Source organism: Rhodopseudomonas sp. P2A-2r, assembly GCF_026015985.1.
In the GTDB taxonomy this organism is placed as follows: Bacteria; Pseudomonadota; Alphaproteobacteria; order Rhizobiales; family Xanthobacteraceae; genus Tardiphaga.
On record NZ_CP110389.1, the window covers coordinates 5,896,609 to 5,915,549 of the forward strand.

An 18,941-nucleotide genomic window follows, 5' to 3' on the forward strand; every position below is an offset into this window, starting at 1 on the left:
TGCTGGTTGTTCAAGAATATGGAGTTGTCATTCCGGGGCGGCTTCAATTCAGCACCATCACATCCGCAGCCGGATGCTCCGCATAGAGCTGCTTCACCAGCGCCGCGCGGCGTTCCAAGCCGGCGCGCTGGTTGATGTAGCCCTTGTCGGTGAGTTCGTTGCCATCGATGCTGGCCGGCTCCTCCATCAGCATGGCGCGCGCGATGCGCCGGCTGCTGGCGCCTTCGCTAGACGCGTTGTGCGCCTGCAGGCCGTCCTTCAGACACTGCAGGACGGCCGGATGCTTCACCACATCGGCAAATGTCGCGTCGGGATTGCCGACCAGCAGGCGGCAGGCGGCCAGATTCGGCCACGCCAACACGCCGATATAGGGCAGGTCCTGTCCGGTGATCAGCGCGTCCTGCATCACCGGCGTCGCCGCCGCGATGACATCGGTGCGCAGCGAGCCTACATGGACGAACGTGCCGGTGGTCAGCTTGAAATCCTCGACCACGCGACCGGAGAAGATCAACCCTTGGACAGGATCTTCGGGATCGACGAACACGCCGGCATCGCCGATCTTGTAGAAGCCTTCCTCGTCGAAAGCCGCCGCCGTCAGTTCCGGCTGGCGATAGTAGCCCGGCGTGACGTTAACGCCGCGCAGCCGCAATTCGTACTTGGCGCCGACCGGCACCATCTTCAGCTCGACGCCGGGAAACGGCAGGCCTATCAGGCCGACGCGCTCGGTCTCCCAATAGGTCCCGGTCGAGGTCGGCGCCGTTTCGGTGGCCCCCAGCCGGTATAGAACACGATGCGCTCGCCTGTGGCGCGCACCGCCAGTGCCTGCATGCGGTCATAGAGATCGTCGGGCAGCCGCGCGCCGCCATAGCCCATCAGCGTGAGATTCTTGAAGAAGTTGCGGCATAGCGCATCGTCCTTCTCCATCGCCGCGGCCAGCACGGCATAGCCGGCCGGCACGTTGGCGTAATAGGTCGGCGAGATCTCGCGCAGATTGTTCAGCGTCTCCTCGATCATCCCCGGCACCGGCTTGCCGTCGTCAATGTACAGCGTGCCGCCTTCGGTCAGCACCGGGTTGAACAATGCGTTGCCGCCCATGGTGTGGTTCCATGGCATCCAGTCGATGTAGACGGTGGGCGGCCCGTTGGGATCGCGCGGCCGACACTGCATCATCTGCGCAGCGTTGGCCGTCATCATGCGCTGGGTGTTGATCACCGCCTTGGGCATCCCGGTGGAGCCCGAGGTGAACAGCAGCTTTCCAACCGTATCCGGCGTGATCGCCGCGATCGAGTCGGACACGGCCGATGTCACCGGGGTCGCGGCGAGATCGGCGAAAGCCGTGCTGGCGATGCCGTCGCACGGACGGGTCACGTGAATGACCCTGATGCCATCGAGGTCGAGCGCCTTCAACGCCTTCTCGAAGGTCGGGCCGTCCTGCATCATCACCACGGCCGGCTTGATCAGATCGAACAGATACTTCAGCTTGACGTGATCCTGACTCATCAGCGAATAGGCCGGCGACACCGGCGCCGCGGGCAGCCGCGCCTGCATCGCCGCCTGGGTCATCAGCGCATGCTCGATGGAATTGCCGGACAGGATCGCCACCGGCGCGCCTTCCGGCAGCTTCATGTCGAGCAGCGCCTGGGTCAGACCGTCGACTTCGCGCTTGGCCTGCGCATAGGTGATCTTGCGCCAGGCACGGTCGGCGCCAGCGCGCTGCGCCAGCCAGACGCCATCGGGCTTCTGCACCGCCCACTTCGCCAGCGAAACCGGGAGATGCGGCTCGTAGTCCTTGAGCGGAAAGTTCGACTTGATGACGATGACGCCGTCCGCCCGCCTGACGACGTCGATGTCGCGCGGCAGCCAGTTGATTTTTCGGAACGCCGGCTTTGTGAAAACCGTGGCGGCCTGTGCGTTCATCTGATCTTCTCCCGTTCGCATTCTTTTCCACGGTCTCTTGACGGACCTGTGTTTCAGCAGTCGATCACACTCTAGCGCCGCACGTAAACCGGCTTGCGCTTTTCCATGAAGGCGCGGATGCCTTCCTCAAAATCTTCCGAACGGCTGCACAGCACCTGGTTACGGTCTTCCATGGCAATCACCGCCTCCATCGAGCCGGCATCCACCGCCATGTTGAGGCATTCCTTCGACAGCCGCAGCCCCACCGGCGAGGCCATCATCATGGCCTCGACATAGGGCGCAGCGGCAGACTCAAGACTGCCCTCCTCGACGACTTCGGAGACCAGCCCGACGGCCAGCGCACGCTCCGCGTGAATGAAGCGGCCGGTGAGGATCAGTTCCGAAGCGACGGAGACGCCGACGAGACGCGGCAAAAAATAGCTGGTGCCGATGTCGCAGCCGCCGAGGCCGAGCTTGATGAAGGCGCAGTTCATCCGCGCCGAGGTGGTGGCGATGCGGATGTCTGCCGCCAGCGCCAGCGCGAAGCCACCGCCGGCAGCGGCGCCCTGCACCAAGGCGATGATCGGTTGCGGGCAGCGCCGCATCAGCATCACGATGTCGGCGATGCGGCGCTGCGAATCCAGCGACTCCGTCACGCCGGGCATCTCCTGCCGTCCGGCCCGCTTTGTCATGGCATGCTTGAGATCAAGCCCGGCGCAGAACGATGCACCGGCGCCTTTCAGCACCACGACGCGGGTATCGCGGTTGCGCTGCAGGCCCTGGAAGTGAACGCTGAGGTCATCGATCAGCGAGGGATCGAGCGCGTTCAGACTCTCCGGCCGATTCAGCGTGACATGATCCACGCCGTCGCGATGATCGATCAGCAGCGGTTTGGACACCAAGGACTCCCGCGTTTTTTGTTTCCGCCAGCACCGGCAGTCATTGCTGGACCCTCTCCCACCCTCACTTCGTTCGGGCACCCTCTCCCACGGCGCGCAGCTTCGCTGCGCCGGGGGAGAGGGGAAGGAAGAGTCCTACCTCGGCGCCATGCGGATGGCGCCGTCGAGACGAATGGTCTCGCCGTTGAGCATCGGGTTCTCGACGATATGGACCGCGAGGTTGCCGTATTCCGAGGCGTCGCCAAGACGCGCCGGGTGCGGCACCTGCGCGCCGAGGCTGGCGCGGGCTTCCTCGTTGAGGCCCATCAGCAGCGGCGTGAGAAACAGGCCGGGCGCGATGGTGTTGACGCGAATTTTCTGCGAGGCGAGGTCGCGCGCGGCCGGCAGGGTCAGGCCGACGACGCCACCCTTCGACGCCGAATAGGCGATCTGCCCGATCTGGCCTTCATAGGCAGCCACAGAGGCGGTGTTGATGATGACGCCGCGCTCTTCGCCGACGGCATCCAGCTTCACGGCCTGTTCGGCGAACAGCCGCAGCACGTTGAAGGTGCCGATCAGGTTGACCATGATGACGTTGGTGAATTTCTCCAACGGATAGACGCCCTGCTTGCCGACGATGCGCTGCGAGCCGCCGATGCCGGCGCAGTTGACCAGCACTCGCGCGATGCCGTGCGCAGCTTCCGCCTTGGCCAGACCAGCCTGCACGTCGGCCTCGCTGGTGACGTCGCCGACCACGGATATGCCTTTGATTTCAGCTGCAACCTTCTCGGCATTTTCCTGGCTGCGATCGAACACCGCGACCTTGGCGCCCTTGGCCGCCATGGCGCGTGCGGTCGCAGCACCCAGCCCAGAACCGCCACCGGTGATGAATACGGCCACGTCCTTCAACTGCATCGAGTTTGCCTTTCCTTGGGCGTTTCCTGATTTTCTTCTTGAACTTGTTCTTTGACTTGTTCTTCGACTTACTTTTGGGCGTCGCGGTCTTTTGTTCTTATTGGGCTTCGTAGTTGCCTGGTATTTTCCTTGGACTTTTCTTCTCTCGACTTGGACCTCAGATATTTCCTTGGGCGTTTCCCGACGTTTTTTCTTGGTCGCCTGTCGTCTTCCTTGGGGCCGTTTCTTCTTAGCTTTGTCGCCTCGTCATCCGACCGTTGATCCGGCCGTGTTATTGATCAGCATGCCGCCGAGCAGCATCGCCTCCATATGGGCGACGTAGTCGCGGCAGACTTCATCCGTCACCGGGCCGACGCCAATGGCGCGCGACATGGCATGGCGGCTGAAGAACAGGTTATCGCAGGCGCCGATGAGGCTGGTGTAGAACAGCACCGGATCGATCTTGCGGAATTCACCGGCGGCGAAGCCCTCGGCCAGCAGCCGGCGATGGAAATCCAGCAGCGGCCCGATGAAGAACTTTGATACTTCGTCGGCGGCCTCGGAGCTGCTCTCGTGCAGCAGATAATGGATCAGCCGGTTCATGTAGGGGAACTGGTGATAGGCCTTGATGATCCCGGCCACGTGCAGCTTCAGCTTGGCAGTGGACGAGATCGGCTGCGCCATTAGGTAATCGAGGTTGGTCATCTCGGTGGCGGCGTCACGCGCCAGCAGCGCCAGCAGCAGCCCGTCCTTGTTGCCGAAATGATATTTCACCAGCGCCGCGTTGACCCCGGACCTCTGCGCAATCTCGCTCAGCGACACTTCGATGGAATTGCTGAGAATCATCAGTTCGCTGGCCGCCACCAACAGCTTGTCGGCGGTGGAGTTCTTGCCCGGAGGTGTACGCCCGGCGGAACTGATGTGCGGAGATGCGATCATGTGACGTGCACATAAGCCGATTGGCGCGCTGCACTCAAGAGTTAATTGAGCGATTGACTAAGCGAAATTACCCCCTTAAATTGGGGTCAGAAAACTGCCGTCGAACGACGCAAACCAAGGAGAATTCGCCATGGCCGAGGCCTATATCGTTGCAGCTGCCCGCACCGCCGGCGGCCGCAAGGGCGGCCGCCTCTCCGGCTGGCATCCGGCCGATCTGGCCGCCTCGGTGCTCAACGCTCTGGTTGAGCGCAGCGGCGCCGATCCCGCAGAGATTGACGACGTCATCATGGGCTGCGTCGGCCAGGGTGGCGAGCAATCTGTCAACATCGCGCGCAACGCGGTTCTGGCCTCGAAGCTGCCGGAGAGTGTGCCGGGCACCTCGGTCGACCGCCAGTGCGGGTCGTCGCAGCAGGCGCTGCATTTCGCCGCCCAGGCGGTGATGTCCGGCACCATGGATATGGTGATCGCCGCCGGCGTCGAGAGCATGACGCGCGTGCCGATGGGCTCGCCGAGCACGCTGGCCGCAAAGGCCGGCCTCGGCCACTACAAGAGCCCGGGCATGGAACGGCGCTACCCCAACCTCCAGTTCAGCCAGTTCACCGGCGCGGAGATGATGGCGGAGAAGTACGGTCTCTCCAGGGATGAACTCGACCAATTCGCCTATGATAGCCACCAGCGCGCCATTGCGGCGACACAGGCCGGACGTTTCAAGGACGAGATCATTCCGCTCTCGATCACCCGCGCTGATGGCACCGCCGACACCCACCACATCGACGAGGGCATCCGCTTCGACGCCACGCTGGACGGCATCCGTGGGGTCAAGCTGATCCAGGAAGGCGGCAAGCTGACTGCCGCTTCGGCCAGCCAGATCTGCGACGGCGCCTCGGGCGTCATGGTGGTCAACGAGGCCGGCCTGAAGCGGCTGGGCGTCAAGCCGATGGCCCGTATCCATCACATGACCATGATGGGCGGCGATCCGGTGATCATGCTGGAGGCGCCGCTTCCCGCAACCCAGCGCGCACTGCAGAAGGCCGGGATGTCGATCGACGACATCGACCTTTATGAAGTCAACGAAGCCTTCGCCTCGGTGCCCACGGCCTGGCTCAAGACCGTCGGTGCCGATCCCGCAAAACTCAACGTCAACGGCGGCGCCATTGCGCTCGGCCATCCGCTCGGCGGCTCCGGCACCAAGCTGATGACAACGCTGCTTCACGCCCTGAAGCAGAACGGCAAACGTTACGGGTTGCAGACCATGTGCGAAGGCGGCGGCATGGCCAATGTGACGATCGTGGAACGGCTCTGATCTTTCTTTTCCCTCTCCCCCAGCGCAGCTGCGCGCCGCGGGAGAGGTGCCTGAGCGCAGCGAAGGCGGGAGAGGGAAAGCCGCAGGCTCAGAAGCGCCCCTCTCCCGTCTCGAACCCGCTTCACGGGTTCGATCCACCCTCTCCCGCCTACGCGCAGCTTCGCTGTGCTTGGGGAGAGGGGAAAGAAAGCAAGTTGCCTGAATACCAGAGCGGATCAATCCGCCGACCCTTGAGGAAACGCCCCATGACGCATCCGTCGATCCACGCGCGGACGAATCCCGACAAGATCGCCTACCTGATGGCGGGCTCGGGCAAGTCCATGACCTATCGCCAGCTCGACCAACGCTCCAATCAGGGCGCGCACCTGTTCCGATCGCTTGGCCTCGAGGCCGGCGATCACATCGCGTTACTGATGGAGAACCGGCTGGAATTCATGGAGATCTGCTGGGCGGCGCAGCGCAGCGGGCTGTACTACACTGCGATCAGCCGCTACCTCACGCCGGAGGAGATCGCCTACATCGTCAAGGACTGCGGCGCGAAGGTGGTCATCACCTCGCCGAAAGGAACAGAAGTGATTGCGCCGCTGATCTCCGGCGCGGCGGATACGTTGTTCTATTGCGTCGACGGCCCGCACGAGAACTTCCGCGACTGGGATGCCGCGGTTGCGGCCCAGTCCGCCACGCCGATCGCCGACGAAACCGCCGGCACTGACATGCTGTATTCGTCCGGCACCACCGGGCGGCCGAAGGGCATCAAACGCGACCTGAACAACGGCCCCATCGATGTGCCGAGCCCGTTCCTCAAGCTGTTGTGCGCCGACATGTGCGGCATGAATGCCGACAGCATCTATCTGTCGCCGGCGCCGCTGTATCACGCCGCTCCCTTGCGCTTCAACATGATGGCGGTCACGCTGGGTGGCACCTCGGTGATCATGGAGTCTTTCGACGCCGAGCAATTCCTGAAGCTGGTCGAACAATACAAGGCAACCCAGTCGCAGCTGGTGCCGACCATGTTCGTGCGCATGCTGAAGCTGCCGGACGAGGTTCGTCTGCGTTACGACATCTCTTCGCTGAAAGGCGCGATCCATGCCGCGGCGCCCTGCCCGGTGGACGTAAAAGCGCAGATGATCGACTGGTGGGGGCCGATCCTGATCGAGTACTATGCCGGCTCCGAAGGCAATGGCGTCACCGTGTCGAATTCGCAGCAATGGCTGTCTCATCGCGGCACCGTCGGCCGCGCGGTCACCGGGGTGCTGAAAATCCTCGATGAGAACGACGAGGAATTGCCGGTCGGCCAGATCGGCACGGTGTATTTTGCAGACGCGCCGGTGTTCTCCTATCACAACGACGCCGAGAAGACGAAGCGCGCCTATAACGCCCGCGGCTGGTCGACGCTGGGCGACGTCGGGTATCTCGACGACGAAGGCTTCCTCTACCTCACTGACCGCAAGTCCTACATGATCATCTCTGGCGGCGTGAACATCTATCCGCAGGAAACCGAGGACGTGCTGATCACCCATCCTGAGATCGCCGACGTCGCGGTGTTCGGCGTGCCCAACGAAGAGATGGGCGAAGAGGTCAAGGCGGTGGTGCAGCCGCACGACATGAGCCGCGCCGGCAAGCAGCTGGAGGCCGAGCTGATGCTGTTCTGCCGCAAGCACCTGTCGCCGATCAAATGCCCGAAGAGCATCGACTTCGAAGCCGAACTGCCGCGCACCCCAACCGGCAAGCTGGTGAAGCGGCATCTGCGGGATCGCTACTGGCCACAGAAGGCAAGCGCTTAGGCTCTTGCTTACCCTCCCCTGGAGGGGAGGGTCGCGCACGCAGTGCGCGGGGTGGGGTGATTCGCCCGCGCTGCGCTTGCGGTTTCACCCCACCCCGACAACATCGCGCTTCGCGCGACATTGTCGACCCTCCCCTCCAGGGAGGGTGAGTCCGCGCTTCGCTGATGACAAGCTCCATGACCGAAATGACCCCTGCCCTTCTCATCTCCGCGCCGCGCTCCGGCGCCGGCAAGACCACGGTGACTTTGGGCATCCTCGCCGCGCTGGCGCGGCGCGGGATAAAAGTGCGATCGGCCAAGGCCGGGCCCGATTACATCGACCCGGCGTTTCATGCCGCCGCGACCGGTCGCAGCAGTCTCAACCTGGACTCCTGGTCGATGCCGCCCTCGCTGCTCGACGCGCTGGCGAGCGATGCCGCAGCCGATGCCGACATGCTGGTGATCGAAGGCGCCATGGGCCTGTTCGACGGCGTTGCCAGGGAACCCGGCCGCAGCGGTGCGGCGGCGGACCTGGCGGCGCGCTGGCACCTGCCGGTGCTGCTGGTGCTCGACGTCTCCGGCCAGTCGCAATCCGCCGCCGCCGTGCTGCGCGGCTTTGCCGGCCACGATCCCGCGGTCCACATTGCCGGCGCCATCCTGAACCGCGTCGGCAGCGAGCGGCATCGCGCGCCCATCGCCACCGCGATCGGTGCCCTGGGCATACCAGTGCTCGGCGGCATTCCGCGCGACGCCACGCTGACGCTGCCGGAGCGCCATCTCGGCCTCGTGCAGGCCGGCGAGCACGGTGACCTCGCCGCGCGCCTGACTGCCCTCGCCGACATGGCCGAACAACATCTCGACCTCGACGCCGTCATCGCACTGGCCGCGCCGCTCGCGCGCAGCACAGGCAAGACGGCCTTCGCAATCCCGCCGCCCGGGCAGCGCATCGCGCTGGCGTCCGATGCCGCATTCAGCTTCATCTATCCGCATCTGCTGGATGGCTGGCACCGCGCCGGTGCGGAGATCGTACGCTTCTCTCCCTCGCCGACGAAACGCCGGACTCGTCCTGCGATGTCTGCTGGCTGCCGGGCGGCTATCCCGAGCTGCACGCCGGTGCACTGGCTACCGCGCAGACCTTTCGCGATGGGCTCATGCGTTTCGCAGAAACCCGGCCGGTGCATGGCGAGTGCGGTGGGTTCATGGTGTTGGGCGAGCGGCTGGAGGACGCCGACGGCGTCAACCACCCCATGACCGGCCTGCTCGGCCACGCCACCAGCTTCCACAAGCGTCGGCTGCATCTCGGCTATCGCGAGGCGCGGCTCCTCGCCGACAGTCCGATCGGACCGGCCGGCGCGCGGGTGCGCGGCCATGAATTCCACTATGCCACGCTGATCCCCGGTGCCGACGCGCCGTTTGCCGAGCTCACCGATGCCTACGGTCAGCCCGTCGCCGAGCAGGGCGGTCGCCGCGGCCATGTCACTGGTACGTTCTTCCACGCCATCGCACGGAGCGACGCATGACCGAGCCCCTCTCTGCCATCGATGCCGCCCTACTGCCGCCGGGTATCCGCTCGCGCTTCGTCGACGACATCAACGGCCTGCGCATGCACGTGCTGGAGGCCGGCTTCGAGACCAGGGACCGGCCGTGCATCCTGCTGCTGCACGGTTTCCCCGAACTGGCCTATAGCTGGCGCAAGGTGATGCCGCAGCTGGCGGCAGCCGGCTATCACGTGCTGGCGCTGGACCAGCGCGGCTATGGCCGCACCACCGGCTGGGATGCGGACTATGACGGCGACCTCGCGCCGTTCCGCCTGCTCAATCTAGTGCGCGATGCGCTTGGGCTGGTGGCCGCCTTCGGCTATCGCCACGTCGAGGCGGTGGTCGGTCACGATTTCGGCTCGTCGGTGGCGGCATGGTGCGCGCTGGTGCGGCCCGACGTGTTTCGCGCGGTGGCCTTGATGAGTGCGCCGTTCGCCGGCCCGCCGCCGCTGCCGTTCGGCACCGCCGACGTGCCGGCGGCGCCGAAGCCGGAAGATCCCGTGCACCGCGATCTCGCCGCCCTGCCGCGGCCACGCAAGCATTATCAATGGTACTATTCGACGCGCGAGGCCAACGGCGACATGCAGCGTGCGCCACAGGGCGTGCATGATTTCCTGCGCGGCTATTATCATCACAAGAGCGCGGACTGGACCGGCAACAGGCCATTCCCGCTGAATAGCTGGACCGCGAGCGAGCTGGCCAAGCTGCCGACCTATTACGTGATGAGACTCGGCCAAACCATGGCCGAAACCGTCGCCGAGGAAATGCCGTCGCCGGCCCAGATCGCGGCGAACCGGTGGCTGCCGGACCTGGAGCTGGCGTTCTATGCCGGCGAATATGACCGCACCGGATTCCAGGGCGGCTTGCAATGGTATCGCTGCGGCACGTCGGGCGCATTCACCGCCGAGCACGAGACCTACTCCGGCCGCAGCATTGACGTCCCAAGCTGCTTCATTTCAGGACGACAGGATTGGGGCATCTATCAGCGGTCCGGCACCATCGAGGCGATGCAGACCACGGCCTGCAGCGACATGCGGGGCGTGCATCTGATCGACCACGCCGGCCACTGGGTGCAGCAGGAGCAGCCGGACGAGGTCAGCCGGCTGCTCCTGGAGTTCTTCACGCAGGCTGCCGGGCGATAATCCGCGGCAGCCTGCGCGGCTTTTACGCCGCGCGCACCGTGTCGAGGAATTTGCCGACTTCCTGTTTAAGTCGCTCGCTGTCGCGCGACAGCAGCTGCGCCGCCGACAGCACCTGCGCCGACGCCGAGCCGGTCTCGGAAGCACCGCGCTGCACATCGCCGATGTTGGTGCTGACCTGGGTGGTGCCCTGCGAGGCCTGCTGGACGTTGCGGGAGATTTCCTGGGTCGCCGCGCCCTGCTCTTCCACTGCAGCCGCGATGGTCGAGGCGATCTCCGACATGCGCCCGATGGTGTCGCCGATTTCCTTGATTGCCCCCACCGAATCCTGCGTGGCGTTCTGGATGCCGGTGATCTGCATGCTGATCTCGCCGGTGGCCTTGGCGGTCTGCTCCGCCAGTGCCTTGACCTCAGACGCCACCACCGCAAAACCGCGTCCGGCCTCGCCGGCACGGGCCGCCTCGATGGTTGCATTGAGCGCCAGCAGGTTGGTCTGCCCGGCAATGGTGTTGATCAGTTCGACGACGTCGCCAATACGGCTCGCCGCTTTCGCCAACTCACCGACGCGGTCGTTAGTCTTGCGCGCCTGATCCACCGCCTCATGGGCGATGCGCGAGGATTCCTGCACCTGACGGCTGATTTCGTTAACCGAAGAGGCCATCTCCTCGGTGGCCGAGGCCACCGACTGCACATTGGTGGAGGCTTCTTCCGAAGCCGCGGCAACCACCGCGGTCAGTTGCTCCGCGCGTTCGGCGTTGGCCGACAGCGTATTGGCGGACGCTTCGAGTTCGGTTGAGGCCGATGACACAGTCTGGATGATCTCGCCGACAGCGCCCTCGAATTTGTCCGCGAGTTCATGCATGCCTCGACGTCGATCAATCTCCCCTTGGCCTGATCCTCCGCGCGCTGCGCGACATTCTTCGTCAAATCGCCTTGCATCGTTCGCAATGCGCCTGCCAGAACACCCACCTCGTCCGCCTGCTCGATATCGAGTTTCTGATCAAAGGTGCCTTTGGCGATTCCGTTGGCAAACGCGGCACAGGCGCGGATCGGCTGCGCGATGCCGCGTGCGGCTATGGCAATCAGTCCGATGGCAATCAGCACCACGACCAAGCCGACACCAAGCTGCATAAGACTGCTCGATGTCGATCGTTCCCGTAGCGAGGTGTCGAGGGCATTGGCTGACGCGAGCACCACACTGCGGGGAATCGAGACGATGACGGCCCACGGCGAAGTCGTGAGACCGAATTGGATCGGGGAGTAAATGTCAACGTTGGCCGATGCCGGATCGTCCTTCACCGTGGCCTTGCCGGTGCGGACGATGCCTGCACTATCGGCCCAACGAGGATCCGCCTCTGCGACTTTCTTGCCAATGACGTTCGAACTGGCACTGTTGGCCACGACCAGTCCGGTATCGTTGACAATGGCGACCTTGCCCTTGCCGTCGAACAGCGACGCATTGATCTTGACCGCGAGTTGCTGCACAAAATCAAGATTGTAGTCTGCGCCTGCCACGCCACGGAACTTTCCGTCAATAACCACCGGGACCGACATGGTCGCCAGGAATACCTGCTTGCCCTGCACGATATAGGGAAGCGGGCCGAGGATGTTCTCCTTGCCCGTGGTCATCGGGTTGATGTACCAGGCGCCTTTCACCAGACCGTTCGGATGCTGGTCCTTGCTGTCGTACTCGACAAGCGGCTGCACCGCGACCGTACCGCCCGCGCCGCGCGTCCAGTAAGGCAGGAAGCGGCCGGTATCGTCGGAGCCGCTGTCCTTCCGGCCTTTAAAGGCTGCATCGTTGCCGTCGAGCGCATTGGGTTCCCACGCCGAATAAGTGCCATTGAATGCCGGATTGTTCTCCAGGACATTCCGCAGCACCGCATTCAGCTGCTTGCGGCGGGTATCGCTCGGTGTCCCGCTGTTCTTGTCGTCCGCCAGCACGGCGAATGCATGCGCAATGGTTCGCGCTGCATCGAGCCCGACTTCAAGTTCGGCCTTGATCGCATTGCCCTCAGTCGCGGCGCGGTTGAGCAGGCTCTCCTTGGTTTGGCTATCCACCAGGCGCATCACTTCCGCGGTGACGTAAGAATGCGTATTCCCGCTCGAGACCAGAGTGTAGCTGATCAGGACAACGCTCGTCATCGTCAGGCAAAGGCCCGCAACGAGGCCGATTTTGAGTTGAAGCGAACGGATTTTTGCGAACGAGAATTTGCGCATATGGATCAGTTCTTTCTGCTTTCGTTCAAATTGGATGGGGGATCAAATCGGTCCGGATCGCCATTACCGCCATTGCAGATACAGGGTCGGTAACTCCACCGGCTTAATATGTCGGCCGGTACTACTACGGGAACTTGCCATCCGATCGATGGCTTCGACGACGGAAAAGAGCAGAATCTGGATCGCGATCTGGATGCGAAAGCCGCTGCATTTCTGAGGCGACCGGTTCGGCCTCATGAGCTTTTTATGCCGTCGCTATACGGCCGGCTTCTGATCGCCCCGCCCGCGCCCCGCCATGGCAGGGAGCCACGATGTGCAGGAAGCTTGATCCAGATCATCCCCCACCGACGGTAGAGCGGGCATGGTCCCCGGAATGCGCGAGCCGCCGGACCGGCGCGGTTCCGCTCGGGAGCAGGCCATGAGCTTGAATGAGATCGACAAGGCGCTGGTGATGCGGCGAGCCGCCGCGTTGCCGCGCTACACCAGCTATCCCACTGCGAACCACTTCAAACCGACGGTGGGTCCGGGCGACTACCGCAACTGGCTGGCCGGGCTGGCCGATGACGCGGCGCTATCGCTGTATGTGCACATTCCGTTCTGCAACGAGATGTGCTGGTATTGCGCCTGCAGCACCAAGGCGACACGCCGCTACGATCCTGTCGCGCGCTACCTCGATACGCTGGAGGCCGAGATTGCCACGGTCTCCGGTCTGGTCCCGCGCGGGCATCGGCTGCCCCACCTGCACTGGGGCGGCGGCTCGCCGGATATTCTGTCGGTCGCGGACATCACGCGTCTGGGCGGCGCGCTGAAGGCGAGTTTCCACCTCGACGCAGACACCGAATTCGCCGTCGAAATCGATCCGCGGCTGATGACCGCCGACAAGGCCGATGCCTTCGTTGGAATCGGCGTCAACCGAATCTCGATCGGCGTGCAGGACTTCGATCCCGCGGTGCAGGCCGCGATCGGCCGTATGCAGAGCTACGAGGTATCCAAGGCGTCGCTGGACCTGTTCCGCGACCGTGGCGTGACCTCGGTCAATATGGATCTGGTCTACGGCCTGCCGCACCAGACCGAGCAGAGCCTGACCCGCACCATCGCCCGGGTGATCGAGCTGTCGCCCGACCGCATCGCCATCTTCGGCTACGCTCACCTGCCGCAGCGCGCGCACAATCAGAAGCTGATCGACGAGGCCGCGCTGCCCGGGCCGATGGAGCGCTTCGCCATGGCGCGTCGGCTCACCACCCAGCTCACCAAGGCTGGCTACGTGCAACTCGGGCTCGATCATTTTGCACGGCGCGAGGACAGCCTGGCGACGAAGCCGCTCAACCGCAATTTCCAAGGTTACACCACCGACGGCGCCGAGACGCTGATCGGGCTTGGCGCTTCGGCGATCGGAAAATTGCCGCAGGGCTACGTGCAGAACGCCGTGGCTGTGGGCGACTATGCCAACCGCGTGGGGCAGAACGGTCTCGCCACCACGCGCGGCTGGACGCTGACGCCCGACGACCGGTTGCGCGCCTTCGTCATCGAACGCCTGATGTGCGATTTCACGTTCTCCTTCGCAGCCATCGCTGCGAATTTCGGCGAGGCAGAAGCGCATGCCCTGCTGCGCGAGGCCGATGCGCTGGTGGTCAACGATCCCGACGGTTTTCTGAAGTCAACCGATGACGGGTTTGAGCTGACGCTGCGCGGTCGCCCGTTCGTCCGCAACATCTGCGCCCGTTTCGACGCCTATCTCAATCCCGTCGCCGGCGGCGCGAAACACTCGATGTCGGTGTGACGCTGCGGTTGTCAGAATCCGGATCCGCCATATGGCCGCTGCTCGACGCTGGATCGAAAAGGGAACCGGCAGCTTGACCGTGCGCGAGTGACCTTCTAGAAAATTTAGAATAATTCTAATCTTGATGTCGGCCGCCGCTGCCATGTGCCGGATCGACGAGCTGGATCAGCGCCATGAAGACTCTACGACGCTGCTTCGGGAATCTCGCCTTCGCCACCGGTCTTGCCTTCGCGGCCCCCGCTTGGGCCGTCGACGAAATCCAGACCTTCCCACCAGTTGGTGACGCCGCACCGGCGGTGCGCCTGGCGCGCAAGATCAGATCGAGCGCCTTAGTCCGTCGGCCGAACAGCAGCATACGCTGTTTGCCGTCACCGGTTTTAAGCTCGGCATCTTCGATGTGAATCTCAGCGGACGCCGGCGAACGTGTCCCCACGGACCCGTGAATCCGACGGCGCGCTCCGCAACTCGCAGAGCCGTCTATTGACCCCTGCTCACTGAAAGAACGTCATGACTGATCGTCTGCACTACGGCACTCCAGCCAAGATCTTGCATTGGCTGATCGTGGCGCTGCTTCTGATCCAGTATCCGATCGGCTGGCTGATGCCCGACATCCATGCCGGCCCGCCCGGTGCCCCGATGACGTTTCACCTCTCGTTCGGTATGCTCATCCTCGCAGTTATCGCCTTGCGCCTGGTGTGGCGAAGCACCCATCCGGTGGCGCCGGATAGCTTGTTGCAGCCATGGCAGCGCGTCAGTTCGGAGGCGATGCACTGGCTGCTCTATGTTCTGGTGTTGGCCACAACCATCACGGGCTGGCTGTTCGCCTCGTTCCGCGGCTGGTCGGTGTCGCTGTTCTACCTGGTGCCGCTGCCCATGCTGTCGTCGAAAAATGCGGAGGCCGGCAAACTGATCGACGGCTGGCATCAGGCCACGGAATGGGGCCTGATGATTGTCATCGCGTTGCACGTTGCGGCCGTGCTGGTCCACATCTTTGTCTATCGCGACCGCATCATGCAGCGGATGCTGCCGGGATAGGCAGCCCGTAGGCCGCACGCACTCGGCCTCCGGACCATTGATCCCCGACACTTCCGCGGTGCGTGCATTTCGCTGATAGCGCTTGCTCCGGTACCGCGATATGCGCATCATCGATCCCGTCGATCATCGCAGGAGATGCGCCTTGACCACGCCGGAATTGAATTTTGCGACCGCCACCGAACTGACCTCCCTGCTGAACGCAAAAAGTCTCTGCCGTCGAACTGGCGCAGGGCGTCATCGACCAGATCGAAACCCATGACAGCCGCGTCAACGCCGTCTGCGTGCGCGATTTCGATCGTGGCCTCGACGCCGCCCGCGCCGCCGACGCCGCGCTCGGGCGCGGCGACACCGCACCGCTGCTCGGCATTCCCTTGACGGTGAAGGAATCCTTCAATGTCGCCGGTCTACCCACGACCTGGGGTTTTCCGGCGCAGAAGGATTTTATTGCCGCAGACGACGCCCTCGCCATCACCCGTGTAAAGGATGCGGGCGGCGTGATCCTCGGCAAGACCAACGTGCCCATCGGTCTCGGCGACTGGCAGAGCTACAACGACATCTATGGCACCACCAGTAATCCCTATGACCTCGGCCGCACGCCGGGCGGCTCCTCCGGCGGATCGTCGGCCGCATTGGCGGCCGGTTATGGCGCGCTGTCGCTCGGCTCCGACATCGGCGGATCGCTGCGCGTGCCCGGCCACTATTGCGGCATCTACGCCCACAAGCCGACTTTCGCGCTAGCTCCGCCCCGTGGCCACGTCCCGCCGCCATTTCCGCCGCTGCCCTCGACCCGCGACCTCTCGGTGATCGGCCCGATGGCCCGTTGCGCTGCCGACCTCACCCTGCTGCTCGACGTCATCGCCGGGCCGGACCCCTGGCACGAAGGCGTCGGTTACCAGCTAGCGCTGCCACCGGCGCGGCATACAGAACTCAAGGATTTCCGGGTTCTGGTGCTCAACGCTCATCCGCTTCTGCCGATCTCGGCAAGCGTGCGCGAAGCGGTGGAAACGCTCGCCACAAACCTGGCAAAGGCCGGCGCCAGCGTGAGCCGGACGAGCCCGCTGCTGCCCGATCTCGCAGACGGCGCGCGGCTCTACATGCGGATGCTGGTGGCCCTGATGGCCGCCGGCGCCCCGGCCGAGGAATACGCGGCAAACGTCACCCTGGTTTCGAAACTCGATCCGAACGATCTCAGCCTCGCGGCCGAACGCGGCCGCGGCGCAGTGCTGAATCATCGCGACTGGCTGATCGCAGACAACGGCCGCAACCGACTGCGCGCCCAGTGGCGCGCGCTGTTTGAGCGCTTCGACGCGGTGATCTGCCCGGTGATGCCGACGCCCGCCTATCCGCACAATCACGACCCCGACCAAGACAAGCGCAATATCGAGATCGACGGCGTGAACCATCCCTATGTCGATCAGCTGATCTGGCCCGGCGTTGCCACCTTGCCCGGCCTGCCAGCAACCGCCATTCCCGTCGCGATGTCGAAGGATGGGCTGCCGATCGGATTGCAGATCATGGGGCCATGGCTGGAAGACCGCACGCCGCTGAAACTGGCCGAGTTGATCGAACGTGAGTTCGGCGGCTTCAAGGCGCCGAAGGGATTTTGAAGTCTTAGTCTCTCCGGGCACTCCACTGTCATCCCCCGCGTAAGCGGGGATCCAGTAAACTGCGACGTTGAGGTCTGATCACCGGCGGCAGTGTCTACTGGATCGCCCGGACTTAGCGCTCAATTGCGCACCTGGCCGGGCGATGACAGTTGCGCGCGAAGCTAAGCCATCACCAACGCGCCCGCCTCCGCCATCCCCAAATCGCGCTCGTCGAGCAGACACTCTGTGATAGCGCGCTGTGTCGGACCTTCGATCACAGCGAACGGATCCGGCGCCATCAGGCGATGGTCGATCACCAGACGCGACAACAGGAGACGCCTGGCGTCGCCACGCCGCGCATGGATCTTTTCGGCTTCCCACGCCAAGGCCACCGCGCTGGCGACGTGATAGAGCGAACTGGTGGCGCGCCGCGCATCGGCCTCGTGATCGGAATGCGCCGCGACCTCACGGGCAAAACCGATGGCGCGATCGACCAGGCCATGCAGCCGGTCGCGCCACGCCTGCGGAACGCTCGAACTATCGTCGAGCCGCGCATGCAGGTCGGCAGCCAATGCACCCTCGGCGCCGTGACGCCCCACCGCGCGCTTCAAGGCATCGAGCGCCACGATGTTGCCGGTGCCTTCCCAGATCGAGCCGAGATGGGCGTCGCGCAGCAGCCGGGCGCTGGCGAATTCCTCAATGTAACCGATGCCGCCGCGCATCTCCAGCGCATCGCCGCAGACCTTGCGCGCATCGCGCGTCGCGCGAAACTTGAGCGTCGGCGTGAGAATGCGCAGCAACGCCGCGGCGTCCTGGCTGCCCGCCTCGGCGCGATCCAGCGCATCGGCCGTGAGGAAGCTCATGGACAGCGCCTGCTCGGTGGCAAGCATGATCTTCATCAATTGGCGCCGTGCCAGCGGCAGGTCGACGATGCGGCTGCCAAACACCACGCGGCCGCGCGCCACCGCCATCGCGTCGTGATACGCGCGGCGCATCAGCGCGGTCGACTTTACGCCATTCGACAGCCGCGACGAGTTGACCATCTCGGCCATCTGCACGAAGCCGCGGTCTAGATTTCCCACCGCATAAGCGATGGCGCCTTCCAGCTTGATCTCGCCCGACGCCATCGAGCGAGTGCCGAGCTTGTCCTTCAAACGCACAATTCGATAGTGATTGGGCGAGCCGTCCTCCAGCCGCCGCGGCATCAGGAACAGGCCGACGCCGCGGGTGCCGCCCACCGCGCCCTCCGGCCTTGCCAGCAGCATCACCACCTCGGCATCCGCATTGGAGCAGAACCATTTTTCGCCGGTGAGGCGCCAGTGATCACCCTCCTGCAAGGCCGTCGTCGTCAGCGTGCCGACATCGGAACCGCCCTCCTTCTCGGTCATGAACTGGCCGCCTTGGGTGAGCTTGCGCATGTCGGTCTGCGTCAGCCCGTCGAGATATTTTTCCTTCAGTGCGGCGTCGCCGAATTTCGACAGCAGTTTTGCGGCGCCGTCGGTGACATTGATCGGACAACCCATGCCGAACTCAGCCTGGTTGAACAGAAAGGTGAAGGCATGCTTGGCGACCACCGGATAGATCGACGGCCAACCGAGGATGCCCGCGCGATGCGACATGGCATGGATGCCGAATTCGCCATAGGCGGCCTTTTCGAGCTCACGATAGGCCGGATGATATTCGATCCACTGCACATCGCGACCGAAGCGATCACGCTGGTGCAGCACGGGCACGTGCTGGTCAGCCATCCGCGCGCAGTCATCGAGCACGCCGCCGGCAAGCCCGCCGAGCCGGTCGAGATGCGGCTCGATATGCACGAAGAGCGCTTCGGGCAGATGGATGCTCAACAGATCACGCAGCGCCGGATCGGCGCGATAAAAGTTCATGCCGGACGTATCGGGGGCGATCAGGTTGGCAGCGATCGATGCACTGATTTTGGTCTGGGCGTTCATGACGACCCTCTTGTTTATG

Annotated in this window: 10 protein-coding genes and 4 pseudogenes; 7 read left to right on the forward strand and 7 right to left on the reverse strand. The window is 64.1% G+C overall.

Features of this window, described 5'->3' with window-relative positions:
• Window positions 1-43 precede the first annotated feature (43 nt).
• The 4 genes and pseudogenes from ONR75_RS28460 to ONR75_RS28475 all read right to left on the reverse strand — a co-directional run bounded on the left by ONR75_RS28460 (window position 44) and on the right by ONR75_RS28475 (window position 4,607).
• Window positions 44-1,917: pseudogene (locus ONR75_RS28460) on the reverse strand (AMP-binding protein).
• Window positions 1,918-1,988: 71 nt separating this feature from the next.
• Window positions 1,989-2,795, reverse strand: coding sequence for an enoyl-CoA hydratase/isomerase family protein (locus ONR75_RS28465; RefSeq protein ID WP_265080190.1), 807 nt, complete (start codon window positions 2,793-2,795; stop codon window positions 1,989-1,991).
• Window positions 2,796-2,930: 135 nt separating this feature from the next.
• Window positions 2,931-3,689: an SDR family NAD(P)-dependent oxidoreductase gene (locus ONR75_RS28470; protein ID WP_265080191.1), complete on the reverse strand. Its 759-nt coding sequence runs from the start codon at window positions 3,687-3,689 to the stop codon at window positions 2,931-2,933.
• A gap of 246 nt (window positions 3,690-3,935) precedes the next feature.
• Window positions 3,936-4,607: a TetR family transcriptional regulator gene (locus tag ONR75_RS28475; protein WP_265080192.1), complete on the reverse strand. Its 672-nt coding sequence runs from the start codon at window positions 4,605-4,607 to the stop codon at window positions 3,936-3,938.
• Window positions 4,608-4,737: 130 nt separating this feature from the next.
• Between ONR75_RS28475 and ONR75_RS28480 the strand changes: the two genes are divergently transcribed.
• From ONR75_RS28480 to ONR75_RS28495, 4 genes and pseudogenes are all read left to right on the forward strand, one after another.
• Window positions 4,738-5,910: an acetyl-CoA C-acetyltransferase gene (locus ONR75_RS28480; RefSeq protein ID WP_265080193.1), complete on the forward strand. Its 1,173-nt coding sequence runs from the start codon at window positions 4,738-4,740 to the stop codon at window positions 5,908-5,910.
• A gap of 245 nt (window positions 5,911-6,155) precedes the next feature.
• Window positions 6,156-7,694 carry an acyl-CoA synthetase gene (locus ONR75_RS28485; RefSeq protein ID WP_265080194.1) on the forward strand — a complete coding sequence of 513 codons (1,539 nt, stop codon included), beginning with the start codon at window positions 6,156-6,158 and terminating at the stop codon, window positions 7,692-7,694.
• A 185-nt stretch (window positions 7,695-7,879) separates the two neighbouring features.
• A pseudogene (locus ONR75_RS28490) lies at window positions 7,880-9,192 on the forward strand (cobyrinate a,c-diamide synthase).
• Window positions 9,189-10,352 (forward strand): alpha/beta fold hydrolase, encoded by a 1,164-nt coding sequence (locus ONR75_RS28495; protein ID WP_265080195.1) that lies wholly within the window; start codon window positions 9,189-9,191, stop codon window positions 10,350-10,352. The pseudogene ONR75_RS28490 and the gene ONR75_RS28495 overlap by 4 nt, the downstream one beginning before the upstream one ends.
• 22 nt (window positions 10,353-10,374) lie before the next feature.
• Here ONR75_RS28495 and ONR75_RS28500 read toward each other — a convergent pair.
• Window positions 10,375-12,569 (reverse strand): annotated as a pseudogene (locus ONR75_RS28500) (methyl-accepting chemotaxis protein).
• Window positions 12,570-12,987: 418 nt separating this feature from the next.
• On the opposite strand from ONR75_RS28500, the gene hemN reads away from it, so the two are divergent.
• On the forward strand, window positions 12,988-14,349 hold the full coding sequence (gene hemN / locus ONR75_RS28505; protein ID WP_265080196.1) for an oxygen-independent coproporphyrinogen III oxidase: 1,362 nt from the start codon (window positions 12,988-12,990) through the stop codon (window positions 14,347-14,349).
• 115 nt (window positions 14,350-14,464) lie between these two features.
• Here the strand turns inward: hemN and ONR75_RS28510 are convergent, their stop codons facing one another.
• On the reverse strand, window positions 14,465-14,782 hold the full coding sequence (locus ONR75_RS28510) for a hypothetical protein (protein ID WP_265080197.1): 318 nt from the start codon (window positions 14,780-14,782) through the stop codon (window positions 14,465-14,467).
• 74 nt (window positions 14,783-14,856) lie between these two features.
• Here ONR75_RS28510 and ONR75_RS28515 point away from each other — a divergent pair, with 74 nt between their 5' ends.
• Together ONR75_RS28515 and ONR75_RS28520 are read left to right on the forward strand one after the other, a co-directional pair.
• Complete coding sequence (locus ONR75_RS28515) at window positions 14,857-15,384, forward strand: cytochrome b (protein ID WP_265080198.1); 528 nt, start codon at window positions 14,857-14,859, stop codon at window positions 15,382-15,384.
• Window positions 15,385-15,484: 100 nt separating this feature from the next.
• A pseudogene (locus ONR75_RS28520) lies at window positions 15,485-16,991 on the forward strand (amidase).
• A gap of 161 nt (window positions 16,992-17,152) precedes the next feature.
• Here the strand turns inward: ONR75_RS28520 and ONR75_RS28525 are convergent.
• Entirely contained in the window at window positions 17,153-18,922 is a 1,770-nt protein-coding gene (locus tag ONR75_RS28525; RefSeq protein ID WP_265080199.1) for an acyl-CoA dehydrogenase family protein, read from the reverse strand.
• Window positions 18,923-18,941 lie beyond the last annotated feature (19 nt).